15 protein-coding genes and 1 tRNA gene are annotated in these 18,093 nt (G+C 71.6%); 8 read left to right on the top strand and 8 right to left on the bottom strand.

Features of this window, described 5'->3' with window-relative positions; translation table 11 throughout:
- Nucleotides 1-256: 256 nt before the first annotated feature.
- The 4 genes from PKF00_RS37045 (at nt 257) to PKF00_RS37030 (ending at nt 4,541) form a co-directional block, all read left to right on the top strand.
- Nucleotides 257-1,180 (top strand): carbohydrate ABC transporter permease, encoded by a 924-nt coding sequence (locus PKF00_RS37045; protein WP_271222399.1) that lies wholly within the window; start codon nt 257-259, stop codon nt 1,178-1,180.
- Nucleotides 1,181-1,253: 73 nt separating this feature from the next.
- Complete coding sequence (locus PKF00_RS37040; RefSeq protein ID WP_271222398.1) at nt 1,254-2,081, top strand: carbohydrate ABC transporter permease; 828 nt, start codon at nt 1,254-1,256, stop codon at nt 2,079-2,081.
- A gap of 128 nt (nt 2,082-2,209) precedes the next feature.
- Nucleotides 2,210-3,394: an extracellular solute-binding protein gene (locus PKF00_RS37035; protein WP_271222397.1), complete on the top strand. Its 1,185-nt coding sequence runs from the start codon at nt 2,210-2,212 to the stop codon at nt 3,392-3,394.
- A gap of 1 nt (nt 3,395) precedes the next feature.
- On the top strand, nt 3,396-4,541 hold the full coding sequence (locus PKF00_RS37030) for an ABC transporter ATP-binding protein (protein WP_271222396.1): 1,146 nt from the start codon (nt 3,396-3,398) through the stop codon (nt 4,539-4,541).
- A 95-nt stretch (nt 4,542-4,636) separates the two neighbouring features.
- On the opposite strand, the gene PKF00_RS37025 is transcribed toward PKF00_RS37030, so the two are convergent.
- Both PKF00_RS37025 and PKF00_RS37020 read right to left on the bottom strand, forming a co-directional pair.
- The gene (locus PKF00_RS37025; protein WP_271222395.1) at nt 4,637-5,746 is read right to left on the bottom strand and encodes an acyltransferase family protein; all 1,110 of its coding nucleotides are present in this window, start codon (nt 5,744-5,746) and stop codon (nt 4,637-4,639) included.
- Nucleotides 5,743-6,378: a TetR/AcrR family transcriptional regulator gene (locus PKF00_RS37020; RefSeq protein ID WP_271222394.1), complete on the bottom strand. Its 636-nt coding sequence runs from the start codon at nt 6,376-6,378 to the stop codon at nt 5,743-5,745. The genes PKF00_RS37025 and PKF00_RS37020 overlap by 4 nt, the downstream gene beginning before the upstream one ends.
- A 621-nt stretch (nt 6,379-6,999) precedes the next feature.
- On the opposite strand from PKF00_RS37020, the gene PKF00_RS37015 reads away from it, so the two are divergent.
- Both PKF00_RS37015 and PKF00_RS37010 read left to right on the top strand, forming a co-directional pair.
- A tRNA-Cys gene (locus tag PKF00_RS37015) sits at nt 7,000-7,071 on the top strand.
- A 282-nt stretch (nt 7,072-7,353) separates the two neighbouring features.
- Entirely contained in the window at nt 7,354-8,610 is a 1,257-nt protein-coding gene (locus tag PKF00_RS37010) for an MFS transporter (protein ID WP_271222393.1), read from the top strand.
- A gap of 24 nt (nt 8,611-8,634) precedes the next feature.
- Here PKF00_RS37010 and PKF00_RS37005 read toward each other — a convergent pair whose 3' ends face one another.
- The 6 genes from PKF00_RS37005 to PKF00_RS36980 all read right to left on the bottom strand — a co-directional run bounded on the left by PKF00_RS37005 (nt 8,635) and on the right by PKF00_RS36980 (nt 15,987).
- Nucleotides 8,635-9,849, bottom strand: a complete 1,215-nt coding sequence (locus PKF00_RS37005; protein ID WP_271222392.1) for an LLM class flavin-dependent oxidoreductase — start codon at nt 9,847-9,849, stop codon at nt 8,635-8,637.
- Complete coding sequence (locus PKF00_RS37000; RefSeq protein WP_271222391.1) at nt 9,846-11,240, bottom strand: NtaA/DmoA family FMN-dependent monooxygenase; 1,395 nt, start codon at nt 11,238-11,240, stop codon at nt 9,846-9,848. The genes PKF00_RS37005 and PKF00_RS37000 overlap by 4 nt, the downstream gene beginning before the upstream one ends.
- Before the next feature lie 95 nt (nt 11,241-11,335).
- Nucleotides 11,336-12,343 carry an NAD(P)/FAD-dependent oxidoreductase gene (locus PKF00_RS36995; protein WP_271222390.1) on the bottom strand — a complete coding sequence of 336 codons (1,008 nt, stop codon included), beginning with the start codon at nt 12,341-12,343 and terminating at the stop codon, nt 11,336-11,338.
- Nucleotides 12,344-12,479: 136 nt separating this feature from the next.
- Nucleotides 12,480-13,568 (bottom strand): glycoside hydrolase family 113 protein, encoded by a 1,089-nt coding sequence (locus PKF00_RS36990; RefSeq protein ID WP_271222389.1) that lies wholly within the window; start codon nt 13,566-13,568, stop codon nt 12,480-12,482.
- A gap of 273 nt (nt 13,569-13,841) precedes the next feature.
- Nucleotides 13,842-15,017 (bottom strand): Vgb family protein, encoded by a 1,176-nt coding sequence (locus PKF00_RS36985; RefSeq protein WP_271222388.1) that lies wholly within the window; start codon nt 15,015-15,017, stop codon nt 13,842-13,844.
- A 376-nt stretch (nt 15,018-15,393) separates the two neighbouring features.
- Complete coding sequence (locus tag PKF00_RS36980) at nt 15,394-15,987, bottom strand: hypothetical protein (RefSeq protein ID WP_271222387.1); 594 nt, start codon at nt 15,985-15,987, stop codon at nt 15,394-15,396.
- 397 nt (nt 15,988-16,384) lie between these two features.
- Between PKF00_RS36980 and PKF00_RS36975 the strand changes: the two genes are divergently transcribed.
- Both PKF00_RS36975 and PKF00_RS36970 read left to right on the top strand, forming a co-directional pair.
- Nucleotides 16,385-16,966 (top strand): hypothetical protein, encoded by a 582-nt coding sequence (locus PKF00_RS36975; protein WP_271222386.1) that lies wholly within the window; start codon nt 16,385-16,387, stop codon nt 16,964-16,966.
- Complete coding sequence (locus tag PKF00_RS36970; RefSeq protein ID WP_271222385.1) at nt 16,959-18,029, top strand: hypothetical protein; 1,071 nt, start codon at nt 16,959-16,961, stop codon at nt 18,027-18,029. Before PKF00_RS36975 ends, PKF00_RS36970 begins: the two co-directional genes overlap by 8 nt.
- Nucleotides 18,030-18,093 lie beyond the last annotated feature (64 nt).

Here is an 18,093-nt window from a genome sequence, read left to right as displayed (position 1 = left end):
GGGGTCATATATTGCATGACTCGACAGACATCGGCCGTCTCGAAACGACATTAAAGCATGTCCGGGAAAACAGCGCGGTCAGGCTTTCCCGGACACCGCGCGGCCCGGCCCCTGGCCCGGCCTCGTGTCCAGGACCAGGACCAGGACCAGAACCAGGCCCGGAACCAGGACCAGAACCAGGCCCGGATCCGGCCGTGACGAGGGTCGGGGTCGGCGGGAGGGCCGGGGGCGGCGGGGCGGCAGGGGTGGCCTCCCGGTGAGCGTCGGCCTGTCGGAGCGGCCCGTGGGAACCGGCGCGTCACCCGCCCGGCGGGGCACGGGGCAGGGCCGGATCGCGGCGGTGCTGCTGGCCCCGGCCATGCTGCTCATCACGCTGTTCGTGATCCTGCCCGGCCTGCTGGCGTTCACCGCGGGCCTGTTCCGCGTCGACCTCACGAACGGGGTCCGGTGGACCTGGAGCGGTGTGGAGAACTTCGCCGCCGTGCTCGCCGACCCCGCCGTACGGCAGGCGCTGGTCAACACGCTCGTCTACTGCGCCTTGACGATCGTGCCGAGCCTGGTGATCGGGCTGGGGCTCGCGCTGCTGGCGAACTCGTTCACCAGGGGCAGGAAGGTCCTGCAGACCCTGTTGTTCCTGCCGTTCACCGCCAACCTCGTGGCGATGGCCGTGGTCTTCCGCTACATCTTCGACCTGCGCGGCGGGTTCGCCAACCAGGCGCTCGCCGTGGCCGGGATCGGCCCGGTGAACTTCCTCGGCGACACCCGCTACGCGCTGCCGACCGTCGCCGCCGTCGGGGTCTGGCGCGGCGCGGCCCTTGCGATGATCATGTTTCTGGCCGGGCTGACCAGCGTCCCCACCGCGGTGCACGAGGCCTGCGCGGCCGACGGGATCACCCGCTTCACGAAACTGCGCCTGGTCATCCTGCCGCTGCTGCGCCCGACCACGGTCTTCGTGACCGTCCTGACGGCGATCCAGGCGGTCCAGGTGTTCGACACGATCAACGTGATGACCCAGGGCGGCCCTCTCGGGGCCACCGAGACGGCGCTGACGATGACCTGGCGTCTCGGGTTCGCCTACTACGACCTCGGACAGGGGGCGGCGCTGTCCACGCTGCTGCTCGTCGTGCTCGTCGGAGCCGGGGTGTTGCGGCGCGGCGCTCTCACCGGGGGCGTCCGATGACCGGTCCCGTGCCGCGGAGGGGTGCTCGCATCGGAGGCGTCAGGACGAGACGCGCGCCGCGGCGAGGCGTCCGATGAACGAGCGCGCGCTCTGGCGCGTGGTCCGCGCGGGGCTGGCGGTCCTGACCGCGAGCGTGGCCGTGTTCCCGTTCGTCTGGATGCTGCGCACCTCGGTCGCGGGCGCGGACTCCGTGCTCGTCGACGGTCTCGCGCCGGTGCCGAGCTCGTTCGACCTCGGCAACTACACCAGGGCCTGGCGGCAGGCCGACCTGGGCACGGCCATGCTCAACGGCGCGATCGTCACCGTGTCGATCCTGACGCTGCAATTGCTGACCTGCGTCCCCGCCGCCTACGCGTTCGCCAAGCTCCGCTTCCGCGGGCGCGGGGCGCTCTACCTCGTGGTGCTGGGCTGCCTGCTCGTCCCCACCCAGGCCACCGCGCTGCCGCTCTTCCTCGGGGTCAGCTCCGCCGGCCTCGCCGACACCCTCGCCGCGCTGGTCGCGCCGTTCGCCACCAGCGCCTTCGGAATCTTCCTCATGCGCCAGCACATGCTCACCATTCCGGACGCGCTGCTGGAGGCCGCCCGCGCCGACGGCCTGCGCACCTTCTCGACCCTGCGCCGCGTGGTGGTGCCCGCCGCCGCGCCCGCCATCGCCACCTTCGCGGTTTTCTCGATCTTCGTGCACTGGAACGACTACCTGTGGCCGCTGCTCGTCGCCCGTGATCCCGCCCTCCGCACCCCGCCGCTCGCTCTGGCGATCTTCCAGCAGGCCGAGACAGGCCAGGACTTCGGAGCGCTCGCGGCGGGCGCCACGATCATCACCGTCCCCATCGTGCTGCTGTTCCTGCTCGCCCAACGCCGCTTCGTCGCCGGGATCGCCGGCGGCGAGCTACCAGGTTGACCCCCTCCTCTCCCACCTGGAGCGTCAGTATGTCCGTCACCCGGGTTAGACGGTCCGCGCCGTTCGCGCCGGCCCTGTCCGCCGTCCTCCTCGTCACCGCCTGCGGCGGCGGCTCCGCCGGACGACCGGTGACCGCCGCATCCGCCGCGGACTGCGACCCGCGGGGCGTCACGATCGTCGCGGAGTACGCACCCCAGGGCGACGTCGCGGCGAAGCTGGCCAAGACCAGGGTCGAGGCGGCCCGCCCAGGCCTCACCGTCAAGCTGAAGATGACCAACACCGCGGGATACGACCAGCTCACCCAGCAGATCGTCACCGACATCGCCGCGGGCGCCCGTCCCGACGTGGCGATGGTCGGGCTCGGCCAGATCCGCTTCTGGGCCGACCGCTACCAGCCGAGGCCCATCGACCCGGCCACGCTGAACGCCAGCTACGACCGGCGCTTCCTGACCATCGGCACGGTCGAGGGAAAGGTCTACGTCGCGCCTTTCCAGGTGTCGGTCCCGGTGCTGTACACCAACACCAAGCTGACGAAGGCCGCGGGCGTCGCCTCGGCGCCCTCGACCACGGGCGAGCTGATCGCCAACGCCAGGCGGATCAGGGCGGCGACCGGCGCGGCGCCGGTGCAGGTGCCGCGCGACGCGATCGCCGACTGGGTCCTCCAGGCCGTGATCCAGAGCGGCGGGGCGACCTTCGTCAAACCCGACGGCACACCGGGGTTCGACGACGAGCGGGGACGGCGGGCGCTGGCGTTCTACGAGCGGCTGGGCGCGGAGAAGCTGCAGGATCCGATCGCCTTCGCCGACGCCCTGAAGCAGTTCGGCACCGGCAGGCTCGCCTACATGATCTCGACTCCCGCCCAGGCCGCCGCCATGGGCAAGACGATCGGCGACGCGTTCCCGTGGACGGTCACCGCCATGCCCGTCCCCGACGGCGGCGTCGCGTCGCTGCCGGCGGGCGGCAACGGCTGGATGGTGCTGTCGCAGGACGCGTGCAGAGCCGCCTACGCCGGGGAGCTGGTCAAGGCCATGCTCGACCCGACGGTGATCGCGACCAGCTCGAAGAACTTCAGTTACATCCCCGTCGACAAGGAGGCGGCCAAGCGACTCGCCGCAGATCCCGCGGCGGGCACCCAGCTCGGATACCCCTGGTCCTACACCGGCACGCCCACCCAGTGGGGCGGCTGGCACGGCGACGCGACCCCGCGGGTGAACGTCTTCCTGCAGGAGATGGTGCAGCGTCTGACCGGCGGCGAGAGCGTCGACCTCGTACTGCCCGACGTCGTCCGCCGCATCTCCTCGGCGGTGCGCTGAGATGAGCGGGATCTTCCTGACGGGGGTCTCCAAGAGGTTCGGCGACGTCGTCGCGGTGGACGCGCTGGACCTGTCGCTGCGCGGCGGTGAGAGCCTGGTGGTGCTGGGGCCCTCGGGATCGGGCAAGTCGACGCTGCTGCGGATCATCGCCGGGCTCGAGACGCCGGACGCGGGGGAGATCCGGATCGGCGGAGTCTTGCAGAACGGGCTGCCGCCGCACCGCCGCGACGTGGCGATCGTCTTCCAGCACTTCGCGCTCTACCCCCACCTGTCCGCGCTGGACAACATCACCCTGGGCCTGCGTCACGGCCTGCGGCTCGGCAGGCAGGAGGCGGCCAGACGCGCCGCGGAGGTGGCGGAGCGCCTGGCCATCACCGAACTGCTGCACCGGCTGCCGCGGCAGATGTCCGGCGGCCAGCGCCAGCGCGTCGCCCTCGCCAGGGCCCTGGCGAGGCAGGCGGGAGTGGTGCTGCTCGACGAGCCGCTGTCCGGGCTCGACGCGCAGCTGCGCCTGACGCTCCGGGCGGAGATCGCCGGTGTCCTGCGCGGCACCGGCGCGACCACGGTGCACGTCACCCACGACCAGAACGACGCCATGGCCATGGCCGACCGGATCGCGGTGATCCGCGAGGGCAGGCTGGAGCAGCTCGGCAGCCCGGACGACCTCTACCGGCAGCCGGACTCCCTCTTCGTCGCCGGATTCATCGGCTCGCCGCCGATGAACAGGCTGACGCTGACCGCCGTGGACGGCGTCCACCCGACGCCCTTCGGCCCCCGTCGCGCCGGTGAGCACGCCGACCTGGTGCTGGGCGTCCGCCCGGAGCAGCTCAAGATCGGAGGCGGGGACGTGGACGGCGACGCCGGTGAGGCCACGGGTGACTCCGGCCTCTGGCGGGCGTCCGCCCGTGTGACGCTCGTCGAGCACGAGGGGCCGTCGACGATCCTGCACCTCGACGTGGACGGGCACGCGCTGCGCGCCCGCACCCATCCCGACCTTCGGGTGTCCGCGGGAGAGCGGATCGTCGTCACCGCCGACCCCGCCCACATGCACGTGTTCGACCTGGCCTCGGGCCGGACCCTGGGAAGGGCGGCGGACCTGCTGATCCCCGTGGCCCACTCCGAGCGGGCCGCGAGGCGGTCACGGTGATCGGCGGCCCGTGACAGGCGGCCGGTGGCGGACCGGCGGGACGAGGGGCAGACCGCCCTGCTCACGGCCCTGCTCACGGCCCTTCACGGCCTTGCTCACAGCACCCTTCTGGCGCCCGGCAGGGATCGCACGGCGTAGGCCAGGCCCCAGCACAGTGGGAGCGCGAGGGCGGCGACCAGCGCGAACTTGACGACGGCCGGCGCCTCCAGCGGGCGGAAGGCGTAACCGAGGCCGACCAGCACCAGCGGATGGACGACGTAGACCGTGTAGGCGTGCTCGGCCAGGAACCGGCCACGTCGCTCCTGCCGGTCGAATCGCGCTCGGAAGAGCCACAGCAGCCCGACGGCGACGGCGACGGCGAACGCCGACTCCCATGTCGCGACGACCAGTGTCCGCAGGGCGCCGGAGGCGACCCCCGCGAGCGGCAGCAGCACCAGCGTCACGACGCCGGCGGACGCGAGGCCGAGGCGTCCCGCCCGTGGCGACAGCGCCTCGAGCCAGCGCCCCCGCCCCGCGAGCACGCCGACCGCGAACAGGCTCGCGTACTGCGGCAGGTAGGCGGGGGACGGCAGGCCGACGACCGGCCAGTAGGCGCCGATCGGCACCGCCAGCCGCCACAGGAACGTGACGACGGCCAGGCCGAGCACGAAGGCGACGACTCTCCCCGCGCCCGGAGGCGGCGGGGCCGCCGGAGCGGTCGTGTGCGGGACGGGCCCGGCGAAGCGCCGCCAGAGGGCGTACACCCCGGTGAACACCAGCAGCACCTCGACGAACCACATCGGGCCCGGGTCCCAGGTGACCACGTAGAACAGCCAGTACGGCAGGTCCGCCACGCCGACCGCCGCCGCCACGGAGGGGTAGGCGCCGAAGTTCACCAGCGGGCGGAGCAGCACCAGGAAGGCGAGCAGCGGGACGCCGAGGCGCACCAGACGGTCCCTGAGGAAGGGGCCCGTCCCCTTCCTGTCGTGGGCGCCGGGGGTGAAGAACCCGGAGATCAGGAAGAACAACCCCATGAAGAAGGCCTGGTCGAGGCCGACCAGGAGGTCGAGCAGCAGGCCGGAGGGGTCCTTGGCCGGTTCGGTGTAGAACCATAAGGGGATGTTGCCGTAGGTGACGGCGACGTGGTGCAGAACCACGAGCGCGGTCAGCGCGACCCGCAGGTTGTCGACGTGGAGCAGCCGCGGGACGGTGGTTTCGACGGTCACGGGAGGGCCCCCTCCGCGCGGGTGGCGTGCACGAAGATGTCGGCCAGTTCGCGGGCGTGCGCGTCGAGGTCGTGCCCCGGATGGGTGACCCAGTAGGCGAACATGTTGTCCACGGCCGCCGTGTGGCTCACGGCCATGACACGGACGTCGAACAGTCTGAACTCGCCGCTCTCCTGGCCGTGGCGGTAGATGAGCTCCAGCGACTGGAACAGCTCCTCGCTCGCGGCCACCCCGTAGCGGGGCGTGCCGTCGGGAAGGCGCAGGTTGTAGAAGATCTCCCCCAGGGCCTTGACCTGGGACCGGTGCTCGCGCATGTGCTGGGCGACAGCGGTGATCTGGGTTCTGAGCAGCGCAGTCGCGCTCTTGTGGCCCTCCATTCTCTCCAGGACGTAGCGCGCGATGTCGGCGTAGACCTGGTCGACCACTTGCTCCATCAGCTCGTCCTTGCCGGCGAAGTGGTAGGAGATGACGCCCTTGCTGATGCCCGCGTGCTTGGCGATCCGGGCCAGGGACGCGTTGGCGAACCCCTGGTCGGCGATCACCTCGATGGCCGACGCGATGATCTGCGCCCGGCGGGCCCTCTCGATGAACGATCCGCTCTCTTGGCCGGTCGGCTTGTTTTCTGGCCGCATGGCCAGAAACTAGCACAGTCGGCTGGACGGCGCGGAGGGTCGCGCGGCGTCGTGGTGAGCGCGGGCGTTCGGAAGCCGACGCCTCCTCGGGGACGCCGTCGGCCGCCGGGCGCCGGAGGGGGCGGAAAGAAATGCGCCGGACTGAAATCCTTTGAATTTCCTCCTGCGATTGACGTCGCCGACTTTCGCTATTAGCATCGTTTTCACAAAGTGACGGCGGGGTCCGACTTTCACGGCCCGCCCGAGGACGAGACAGCAGGAGCCAGATGATGGACAGGAAGACGGCGGTCATGACGACCCGCTCTGCCTGCGATCTCGGCCTCTCGTCCTGTTGTCGCGCCTGACGCGCTCCTCCCCCCCCTCTTTCCCGCGTTCCACCAGCCTGTCGGTGGTCCCCGCGACATGTCCGCGACCTGGCGGCGTGATCGCACGGCGCGGTGCGAGCCCCTTTCCCGATGCCTGGAAAAGGATTAATCAATTATGTCTGAAACGCTTTCACCGTTCGTGAATTTCGTGCGCTCACACGCGCTCGCGACAGGTGCGAAATCAAGAGCGAGCGTGCCGCCGTCGACCTGACAGGCGAGACTCCGGGGCACTGCCCCACGTATTCGCACTACCCACGGCCGTGTGCCCGAGTGGCTCAGGGAACCGCCTGCAAAGCGGTGTACACCGGTTCGAATCCGGTCACGGCCTCTTACGACGAACGGACCTTCGCCTGGCCGCGTCGGTTCGAACGGCTGAGGACCCGCCCCGAACACCGCGCCGACCTCATCAGGGCCCGCTCGACACGGCGCGCGGCCTTGGCGGGGCAGGCGGGTCCGGAAGGCGTCCGCGGGCACGGGGCGCGGTGGGAACGCCGCTGGTCAGCGGCCCGCGGGCAGGGATCTGACGGAAAGGGACGGAGCGCGTACCCTGTGACGATCCGGTGACGGGCCTTCGCCTGAGGACCGTCTCTTTCGGACCCAAGGGGCTTTCATGTCGAGTTTCAGCGACCCCCCCACCATCACCCACACGCCGACGTCCGACACCCGCCGCTGGGCGGTGCTCGTCGTCGTGTCGCTCGGTTTCGTGATGATGACCGTCAACTGGTTCAACATCGCCCCCGCCTTCGGGCAGATCGGCGCGGAGTTCCACGTGGAGATCCCGCAGGTCGCGTTACTCATCTCCGCGTTCGTCGCCGGCTACGGCGTCTTCCACATCCCGGCGGGCTTCCTGGCGACCCGTCTCGGCCTGCGCGCGACGCTCGTCGCCGGCATGGCCGTCGAGGGGATCGCCGCGGCTCTGTCCGGCCTCGCGGACGACCACACCCAGCTCATGATCCTGCGGACCGTCTGCGGCGTCGGCGCGTCGATCTACGCGGGCATCGGCATCGCCGCCGTGAGCGTGTGGTTCTCCGGCCGCATGCACGCCTTCGCCCTGGGCATCGGCTCGGCCACCTTCGCCCTGGGCGCGGCCCTGGGCCTCTACACCTGGGCGGACGTCATCGCGATGCTCGGCTGGCGTCAGGCCCTGGTCGTCAGCGGGGCGCTGTGCGTCGTCGTCGGGCTCGTCGTCGGCGTGGTGTACCGCGTGCCACCGGGCACCGACACCCTCACGGGCGTGCGCGTCACCCGCGAAGCGGTCAGGCAGACCCTGGGCAACCGGCTGCTGTGGGTGTACGGCCTCGCCTTCCTGGGCGGCTACGGCGCCTACTTCACCGCCGCGCAGCTCATCAGGGGGTACGGCACGGACGAGCGGCACTTCGCCTCCGTCGGGGCGGCCTCGCTGCTCATCGGCCTGGCGGGCATTCCCGGCAGCGTCATCGCGGGCTGGGTCTCCGACCGGGTCGGCAGACGCCGCCTCCTCATCCTCGTGATGCTCGCCCTGGAGGCGGTCGGCCTGCTGCTCATCCCCGTGGCGGGTGAGGGATGGTTCTGGGTGCCCGCGTTCGTGGTCGGGTTCGCCTTCAACGGCTGCTTCGCCGTCTGGCAGACGGTCCCGGGAGAGGACTGGTCGGTCAACCCGGAGAACATCGGCACGGCCATCGGCCTCATGCTGACGATCACGGCGGTCGGCGGGTTCGTCATCCCCTGGCTGTTCGGGCTGATCGTCCCCGTCGGGGGTTACACGACGGCCTGGCTCTTCCTGGGCGTCGCCTGCCTGGTCTTCGCCCTCATCGGCCTGGCCGGCCGCGAACCCGACCCGCGCACCCCCGACACCGTCCCCGCCCCCTCCCTTCGGGTCTCCGGCTGATCCCGGCGACCTCGGGGAGGGGTCTCACGGCGTCGCCGAGGTCGTGTAGCGGTTGGCGGGGCGGGGGAGGCCCAGCAGGCCGCGCAGGGTGTCCGCCTCGTACCCGGTGCGGAAGGCGTCGCGTCGTCGCAGTTCCGGCACGAGTCCCGTGGTGATCGCCGTCAGGTCGTGCGGCAGCGCGCCGGGGCGGAGCCGGAAGCCGTCGAGCCCGGCGTCCCGCCAGTCGAGGAGCAGGTCGGCCAGTTCCCCCGGCGTGCCGGTGAAGATCTCGGCGTCGGAGGCGAGCAGTGCGCCGTCCAGGTCGTCCAGCCGTGCCTTGCGTTCGGCGGCCTCGCCGGGAGCGTCGTCCAGGAAGACGACCAGGTCGGCGAACGTCCTGAGCGGCGTCCCTTCGCGTCGGACGGTCGTCTCCGCCGCGCGGACCTCGGCCAGGATCGTCGCGGTCCCGGCGCGCGAGTGCGGGGTGACGAAGACGACGTCGGCCCCGCGCGCCGCGAACTCGTACGGCACGGTGGCGTGCGCGAGGGCGGTGACCAGCGGCTGGCCCTGCGGCGGACGCGGTGTCATCGAGGGGCCCCGGACGCTGAAGTGCCTCCCCTCGAAGTCGACGTAGTGCAGTTTGTCGCGGTCGACGAACCGGCCGGTCGCGACGTCGCGGATCTCGGCGTCGTCCTCCCAGCTGTCCCAGAGCCGCCGCACGACCTCGACCGCGTCGGCCGCCTCGCCGAACAGCTCGCGGAACAGCCCGCCGATGAACTCCGTGGTCCTGCCGTCGCGGACGTCGTCCAGGTTGAGGACGGGGATCGTGCGGCGGCCGAAGTGCGCGGCGTCGGCGGCGCGGACCGAGATCTGCGGTCGCCAGCCCGCGCGTCCTCGGCTCGCGTGGTCGAGTGAGGCGATGCCGCTCGCGATGTGGAACGGCTCGGTGTAGGTGACGTTCGTCGTCGGGACCAGGCCGATGCGCGAGGTCAGCGGGGCGAGCCGGGCCGCCAGCAGCACGGCGTCCAGGCGTCCTCTGACCTGGTCGGTCCGGTCGTCGGGCGCGTCGATCGAGGCGGACTGGAGGCCGAGGGCGTCCTCGAACGTGACGAAGTCGAGCAGACCGCGTTCCGCCTCGGAGACGAGGTCGGCCCAGTAGGCGGCGCTGAGGAGGTCGGCGGGCCGGGCGTCCCGGGCACGCCAGGCCGCCGGGTGCCAGCCCGCGCCGTCCAGCGCGACGGCGAGGTGAAGCCGGGTCACGAGGTCTCCTTGGTCCGTGGGGCGGTCTCCCCGGCGGGGGGTGGGGCGTCATCCGGCCTGGGCGCGCGCACGGGGTTCAGCCCGAGGTGGTCGCGGAGGGTCGTGCCGGTGTAGTCCTCGCGGAAGACGCCCTTCTCCTGGAGCAGCGGCACGACCCGGTCGACGAGGTCGTCCAGCCCGCCGGGCGTCAGGTGCGGGACGAAGACGAAGCCGTCGGCGGCGTCCGTCTGCACGAACTCGTTGATCTCGTCGGCGACCTGACGCGGCGTCCCGACGAACGTCTGCGGCGCGGTGACCTCGACCACCAGCTCGCGGATGCTCAGTCCGCGCGCCCGGGCGATCTCCCGCCACCGGCGGGCCGTCGCGGCCCGGTCGCCGCGGAACTGCGTGTTGCCCTTGGAGATCAGGTTGTCGGGCTCGGGGGCGATCTCGGGGAGGGGGCCGTCCGGGTCGTACGCCGACAGGTCGCGGCCCCAGACCGCCTCGACGTGCATCATCGCGTTCTGCGGGCTGACCTGGGCCCTGTGGATCTCCGCGGCGTGTTCCACGGCCTCCTTCCGGGTGTCGCCCAGCACATAGGAGACGGAGGGGAAGATCTTCAGGTCCTCGGGGCGGCGGCCGTACCTGGCCAGTCGTCCCTTGACGTCCTTGTAGAAGGCGCGTCCGTCCTCCAGCTTGCCGTGGCGGCTGAAGATGACGTCGGCGTCGGCCGCGGCGAACTCGCGTCCCTCGGGGGAGTCACCCGCCTGGATGATCACGGGGTGTCCCTGCGGGCCGCGCGGGGTGACGAACCGTCCGGAGATGTCGAAGTGCCGCCCCCGGTGGGCGAACGTCCCCGCGCCGCTCCGGAGGAACTCCCCGCTGTCGGCGGCGGCCCTGATGTCGCCGGGCCGCCAGCTGTCCCACAGCTCACGTGCCGTGTGGAGGAACTCGGCGGCGCGCGTGTAACGGTCGGCCTCGTCGAGGAAGCCGCCGCGCCGGAAGTTCTCGCCGGTGAACGCGTCGTAGCTGGTCACGACGTTCCAGGCGGCGCGGCCTTCGCTCAGGTGGTCCAACGTGGCCAGGCGTCGCGCCACCTCGTACGGCTCGTTGAACGTGGAGTTGACCGTCGCGGCCAGGCCGAGACGGGTGGTGACGGCGGCGAGCGCGCTCAACACGGTGAGGGACTCGGGTCTGCCGACCACGTCCAGGTCGTGGACGCGGCCGTTGTGCTCGCGCAGCCGCAGCCCCTCGGAGAGAAAGAAGAAGTCGAACCTGCCGCGTTCGGCGGTGGCCGCCAGCTTCGCGAACGAACCGAAGTCGATCTGGCTCTCCGACCGCGGGTCCGACCAGACGGTGATGTTGCTGACGCTGGGGAACTGCGCGGCGAGATGGATCTGCTTGAGGGGCATCGGGAGCGCTCCTGGGGACGAGGCTCGGCCCTGGAGTCACGGTGACCCAAAACCTATTTTTATGGTAGGAAAAATAGGCTTATGGGTCAAGAAGGTCATCCCGTGACGGAGGACGACTCGCGTCGGGCGGCGACGGCCCTGCGGGTCTCCTCGGCGATCAGGTCGGCGTTGACGGCCGCCGCGGCGCGCATGCCCGCGGCGGCGGCGACGATGACCTGATCGGTCAGGCTGGCGACGTTGCCGGCCACCCAGACTCCGGGGACGGCGGTCGCGCCTGTCGCGTCGGCGGCGATGTGGCTGCCGACCACGTGTCCGCCCATCTCCTGGTCGGTCGGCTCCAGGCCCAGCGAGGCGAGGAAGCCCGCGCGGGCGACGAGGCGTGACGTGACGGCCAGCGCCTCGCAGGGGACCACCCCGCCGTCCGCCAGGCGAACGCCGGACAGTCTGCCGTCCGACGTCTCCAGGGCGGCCGCCTCCCCGCGCACCACGGTGACGCCGCGGGCGGCGAGCCGCTCGTGCTCCTCCTCGTCCGGCTCGGGCGCGGAGTGCAGGAAGAGAGTGACCCTCTCGCTCCACTGCCGCCAGAGCAGGGCCTGGTGCACCGCCAGCGGCCCGGTCCCCAGCACGCCGATCTCCCGGTCGCGGACCTCCCAGCCGTGGCAGTACGGGCAGTGCAGCACGTCCCTGCCCCACAGTTCGGCCACGCCGGGCACCTCGGGCAGCTCGTCGACCAGGCCGGTGGTCACCAGCAACCGGTCGGCCCGGACCGCGCCGCCGTCGGCGAGGACGACGCGGAAACCCCCGTCGTCGCGGCGTTCGGCCGCGACGACGGTGCCCTCGAGGAACGCGCCGCCGTAGCCGCGCACCTCCGCACGGCCCGCGGCCAGCAGCTCGGCGGGCGGTGTGCCCTCCCGTCCCAGGTAGGTGTGCACGCCCTCGGCCGGGGCGTTGCGCGGCCGTCCCGAGTCGATCACCAGCACCGAGCGCCGTGCCCGCCCCAGGGTCAGCGCCCCGTTCAACCCGGCGGCGCCGCCTCCGACCACCACGACGTCGTAGTGTCGCTCGTCGGCTGTCTGCTCTGTCAGTTCTGCCTGTCGGCTCATGTGAGATCCCTCCGTTCCCGAAGATGATGCGCTCGCCCTCCCTCACCTGACAAACAGACTTGCCGAAATGGCAAGAAGGTCCGACTGGCGACGACCTCACGTCCGCGCCGACCGCCGCCGGACCGCGACGGCGCGGCTATCCGAAGCGCCGCGCGACGGTGTGGAAGACGAGTTTGGGCTCCCAGCGCCCGGTGGCGACGTCCGACGGCCTGACCTTGACCAGGGTGAAACCGGCCATGTCGAGGTCGTGCCGCGGGTCCGGCGAGTACGGCGCGTCCCGGTCGACGAAGGTGTAGACGAACGCCCCGTACACGTCCTCCGCCTCGTACACGTCGAGAAGCTCGTCGACGTACCTGGCCTGGACGCGTTCGTCCCGCACGTGGCCCGCCCTGACGACCGGCGGGTCCGCCGTCCAGTCGACGATGTCGAACCCCTCCCCGCCTGCTTTGTCCGCGCCCCTGAACGTGCAGCAGCCGAACTCGGTGATGATCACAGGCTTGCCGTGCCGCCGCAGCGCGCGCACGCTCTGGGCGTAGGTCGCCTCGTTCGTCCTGTCGCGGTAGAGGTCCACGCCGACGGCGTCGAAGTCGCGCCAGGCGACCTGTTCCCACACCCCGGAGGAGTAGGTGAGCCATCCCTTGAAGATCGGTCGCACGGCGCCGACCGCCTGGCCGAGGAACGCGTTGAGCCGTTGGTTGTAGTCGGTCGATCCGGGCCCGCCGATATTGCCCGCTCGTTCCCGCCAGTCACGGCCCGGCACGAGGCCCGACATGAAGAGGGTGAGCTCACAGCCGACGGAGATCCCCACGCGCGGATGCCTACGGCGCAGCCGTTCCGCCGCACGCGCCACGGAGGTGAGGAACCTCAGGGTCTGCCCGGCGTCACGGTCGAACTGCCGGGCCTCGAACCACACGTACAGTCCCTCGTCCGCCGCGGCCGAGGCGGCCTCGGTGAGTCGTCCCAGGTCGGAACCGAGGAGGATGACGGCGTTGCAGTGCAGGTCACGGCGGACGGCCCGCATGTCGCGCCGGACGAAGTCGCTCCGCCAGACCTCGCGCTCGGTGTCGTAGTTGACGCCCCTGTGCCGGAGGGGGCTCGTCCGCCCGGCGGGGCCCGGATCCCCCTGCGCGGACGCGCGCGGGACGTCGAGGGACACGGGGGTCGCGGCGGCCAGGGCCGCGGCCCCCGCGAGCAGGGTCCGTCTGCCGATCGGCGCAGCTGTCATGGGGGGCTCCTCACCTGGTCGTCCGTCCCGAACGGCCCCCGCCCGGCCGATCGGTCGACCCGGCTCTTCTCGGGAGCCCCGCCGATTCTTCTCCGACGGCCGTGCCGCGGTCATCGGTCCATCGTCTGGACGACGCCTACCAAAGTCGCGTCTCCACCGGCGTCCCACCCCTGATGACCTCGACGGGTGGGAGTCCGTCGTCGTGACGCCCGCCGCCCCGGCTCAGGGCGGGGCGGGCGCCACGACGACCCCGGGTGTTTTCGCGCTCGGTGGTCAGGGGGCGACCAGGGCGATCTGGTCGACGTAGTCCTCGGTCAGCCAGAGGTTGTCGTCGGGGCCGAGCGTGATGTCGAACGGCCCGGCGACGGGGGTCGGCAGCGGGTACTCGCCGATCGTCCCGGAGGTGGTGACGCTGGCGACGTTGTTGGCGATCTGCTCGACGAACCAGAGGTTGTCGTCCGGGCCGACGGTGATGCCCCACGGGAAGCTGTTGGGGTCGGTCAGCGGGTACTCGGTGAAGGAACCCGAGGTGGTGGCGGAGCCGACCTTTCCGTTGGCGTCGGTGTACCACAGGTTGCCGTCCGGGCCCGCGGTGATGCCGATGGGCATCGCGCCGGTGGAGGGCGCGGCGAACTCGGTGATGGTGCCGGAGGTGGTGATACGGCCGAGGCCGCCTGCCAGCGCCTCGGTGAACCACAGGTTGCCGTCCGAGCCGGCGGTGATGCGCAGCGGGTAGGCGCCGCTGGTGGGCAGCGGGTACTCGGTGATGCTGCCGGAGGTGGTGATGCGTCCGACCTGGTTGGCGTCCGACTCGACGAACCACAGCGCGTCGTCCGGACCGACGGTGATGCCCCAGGGGTAGGCGGCGGCGGTGGGCAGCGAGTATTCGGTGATGGTGCCGGAGGTGGTGATGCGTCCGATCTTGTTGCCGACCGCCTCGGTGAACCACAGCGCGCCGTCGGGGCCGACGGTGATGTGTCCGGGCTGGGCGTCGACGGTGGGCAGGGAGTACTCGGTGAACAGGCCGGTGGTGGCGATCCGCCCGATCTTGTTGGCGTAGTTCTCGGTGAACCACAGCGCGCCGTCCGGCCCGCCGGTGATTCCGATGGGGGTCGCCGGGCTGGTCGGGATCGCCAGCTCACTGATCGCCGGCACCAGACGGGCCTTCGCCGTGCGCGGGGCCTGCGCGGTCGGCCGGATCGGTGTGCTCAGCCGGGTCTGCGCGGCCGACCGGGTCTGCGCGGCCAGCCGGGGCGCGGGAGGGAAGTGACAGCGGACGCGCCGGTGTTGCGGCATCAGCTTGAGCTTCAGGCACAGGGAGACCCACGGGCGGGGAGGAGACGGGCGCTGGGGCGGTGCGGCGGCGAAGGCGGCTGTGGGAGCGCTTACCACCAGGGCCATGGCGATGGCCGCGAGCCGGTGTCCCCGGCGTCCAGAACGATGACGCATGACATCCCTTTCCAGGACTGACGGTGCGGAAGAAGGCAGGGCGGGCCGGTGGGCGCGTGCGAGCGGTCCACCGCTGCGGCCTCGAACGGGCCGGTCGGAGGTGGCCGCGCGTGTCGGTGCGCATGTCGAAGAGGCCGCTTCGGGCGGCGCCGGTCGGGACTGTCCGGTCCCGCCCGGGCTCACTATCTCCTGCGGCGACTGGGCGGTTTCGGGGATTTACGTTCGTGGCTGGTCATGGAAGCGCCAACTCATCGGCGAAACCGCCGCGGGCGGGTGGAGGGCTGTCGGCCTCCTGCGGTGGGCCGGGGACGCCGGCCTCCCGTCGGAGGCAGAAGACGTCGGCCTTTCGTCGGGCTCAGGGGGAGAAAGGGGCCGCTCAGGCGACCGAGTGGGTGATGACGCCGGTGTAGACGCCCGTGGCCGCGGAGGACGGGACGGTGACGACGAGCGTCGGCTGCCAGCTGGTGGAGTTGGCGATGCCGTTCAGCTTGCGCCCGCTGAACGCGGTCACCGTCGCGGTCAGGGCGGCCTTCTGGGCCGCGGTGGGCTGACCTGGGGTGCGGCTGCCGCCGCCGGAGGAGGCGGTGGTCGGGCCGGACCAGTAGGAGACGCTGCTCTTGGCGATGGTCTGGGCCGGGGTTCCGGTTCCGGTGGTGAAGTTGGTGGCCGACACCGTCGCCGTCCACACGGGAGATCCGTTCCGGCTGTCGGCCACGATGACCGTGCCCAGGGAGGCGCTGAAGACGTCGCCGACCTTGTGGCTGCCGAAGTTCGCTGAGGTGGGCACGGTGATGGTCAGCTGGTCGGCGCGTAGCGCCACCGTCGAGTTCACCGTCCTGTCCACTGTGGCCCCGCGGGCCGACGCCGCGGCAGGGACGGCGGGGGCGCCGAGGGGGAGCAGCATGATGATCGACGTCGCCAACGGCAAAGGGGCCGATACGGCGAAGGCGCCCGCACGGGTCTTACGCATCGTGACTCCTCGCACGTGTCTGATCGATGACGCCGGTGAGGCGTCCGGGCCGGTGGTGCGCGGCGGAACCGGTGGCAGCCTAGATGACACCCGCGACGCCGCGTTTCGCAGCCGTGATGGCGGGCGGCCAATCCACGACAAAGACGGCGGCGCAAGCAACCGACGCCGGACAAACGCGCACACTTCCGGGGTGTCGTGTCCCAAAGCCCCTACAAGCGATATGACCGGCGGTCACGGCCATCGGCCTGGGAGGTCCGCACCTGTTGATCGTCAAAAGTCGCCATGTGATCGCCAAAAGCTGGCACGGGCCCCCTAGGGCGGCTGGTTCGGGGGGATCACGAAGCAGAATGCGATCAGAACGGCCCGGACGACGGCCGCTCAGCGAAGGAGATCGATCGTGCCGAACAACCGTCTGGGCGTCGCGTTGGCAGGCGCCGCCAGCCTGGTGGTGGCCCTGGGAGCGGTGGTCCTGCCCGCCCACGCCGACACCTGCCCCGCCTCGACCACCTGTTCCACCACGGTGTCCTTCACCGTGACCGCGCAGAACGGGCTGACGATCGCCGTGCCCGACGTGCCGGCCAACATCGGAGGCGGCGTGCCCGGCAACCAGATCAGCGGGCCGCTCGGGGCGATCACGGTGACCGACCAGCGCGCCGCGCTGGCCGCCACCTGGACGGCGTCGGTGATCGCCGCGTCGGGCGGGTTCACCACCGGCGGCGGCACCGCCGCCGAGACCATCTCCACCGCCGACGCCCTGTACTGGTCCGGGACCGCCACCACCACCGGCACCGGCACCTTCGTGATCGGTCAGGCCGACCGGGCGGCCGCGCAGTCACTGGACGTCTCGCGCACCGCCTACGCCAAGACGACCGGGTCCGGTAACAACTCCGCCACCTGGACCCCGAACATCGTGATCAACATCCCCGCTCAGGCGGTGGTGGGCACCTACACCGGTACGATCAACCACTCCGTTGCCTGATCGTCCGCCGCATCCGCCGTGCCGCGCCGTCCGCGCGGCACTGCTGACAGCGCTGCTGCTCGCCTTCGTCGCCGCTCCTGCCGCCGTGGCCGCAGGAGCGGCCACGGCCGGTGGGCCGGGCGGGGAGCCGGCCCGGCCGGCGGGCAGGAGCATCCTGGGCATCAGGCTGCTGGAGATCCCCGCCAACCGGATGAACGACCCCCGTTCGCACGCCTTCATCGTCGACCACGTCAACCCCGGCACCACCTTCACCCGGCGGTTGGAGATCCACAACGCCTCGTCCAGACCTCAGCACGTGGAGCTGTACGCGGCCGGGGCCTCCGTCAAAGACGGTGGCTTCGTCTTCGACCCCGGCCGCACCGCCAACGAGCTGAGCTCATGGATCACCCTCGACCGCTCCGCGCTGGACCTGCCGGGCCGCAGCAGAGTCCCCGTCAAGGCCACCGTCGCGGTACCGGCCTGGGCGACCAAGGCGGAGCGCTACGCGGTCATCTGGGCTGAGCTGTCCTCTCCCGCACCAGGCCCGCAGGGAAACATCGCCCTCGTCCACCGGGTCGGGATCCGCGCCTACCTCGACATCGGGCCGGGCGGGGAACCGCCCTCCGACTTCGAGATCGGCCAGATCATCCCGCAACGCACCGAGGACGGGCAGCCCAAGATCATCGCAGCCGTCGCCAACACCGGCCAGCGCGCCCTTGACCTGGAAGGACAGGTGTCGCTGTCGGAAGGGCCGAGCTCGATGAGCGCAGGCCCCTTCTCCACCGAGCACGCCACCACCCTCGCCCCCGGCGACCACACCGACGTCGCCGTCCTGCTGGGCGACGACCTGCCCGACGGTCCGTGGAAGTTCCACCTCACCCTGCACAGCGGCCGGATCGAGCGTACGGCGACCGGCACGCTCACCTTCCCCACCCGCCCCGGAACCTGGGGCCTGCCGGCCGCCCTGTCCTCCCCGCTGGGGGCCAGCCTGTCGCTGGCCGCCCTGATCGCGTTCGTCGCCGCGCTGGCCCTGCTGATCGGCTTCCGCCGCTCCCGCGCCCGCCGCGTCCCGACCGCCCCGTGACCGGAGGGCGCCCAGATCCGTGACCGGGCGATCAGCCGACGGGGTCGGACCGGCTCCGGGGGCT

The organism is Streptosporangium carneum, assembly GCF_027922005.1.
In the GTDB taxonomy this organism is placed as follows: domain Bacteria; phylum Actinomycetota; class Actinomycetes; order Streptosporangiales; family Streptosporangiaceae; genus Streptosporangium; species Streptosporangium carneum.
This window is presented reverse-complemented; position numbering and strand designations above follow the sequence as displayed.

Coding starts and splice junctions, on each gene's coding strand:
- PKF00_RS37040 (WP_271222398.1), top strand. CDS start 1,254: ATGAACGAGCGCGCGCTCTGGCGCGTGGTCCGCGCGGGGCTGGCGGTC.
- PKF00_RS37030 (WP_271222396.1), top strand. CDS start 3,396: ATGAGCGGGATCTTCCTGACGGGGGTCTCCAAGAGGTTCGGCGACGTC.
- PKF00_RS37020 (WP_271222394.1), bottom strand. CDS start 6,378: ATGCGGCCAGAAAACAAGCCGACCGGCCAAGAGAGCGGATCGTTCATC.
- PKF00_RS37010 (WP_271222393.1), top strand. CDS start 7,354: ATGTCGAGTTTCAGCGACCCCCCCACCATCACCCACACGCCGACGTCC.
- PKF00_RS37000 (WP_271222391.1), bottom strand. CDS start 11,240: ATGCCCCTCAAGCAGATCCATCTCGCCGCGCAGTTCCCCAGCGTCAGC.
- PKF00_RS36995 (WP_271222390.1), bottom strand. CDS start 12,343: ATGAGCCGACAGGCAGAACTGACAGAGCAGACAGCCGACGAGCGACAC.
- PKF00_RS36990 (WP_271222389.1), bottom strand. CDS start 13,568: ATGACAGCTGCGCCGATCGGCAGACGGACCCTGCTCGCGGGGGCCGCG.
- PKF00_RS36985 (WP_271222388.1), bottom strand. CDS start 15,017: ATGCGTCATCGTTCTGGACGCCGGGGACACCGGCTCGCGGCCATCGCC.
- PKF00_RS36980 (WP_271222387.1), bottom strand. CDS start 15,987: ATGCGTAAGACCCGTGCGGGCGCCTTCGCCGTATCGGCCCCTTTGCCG.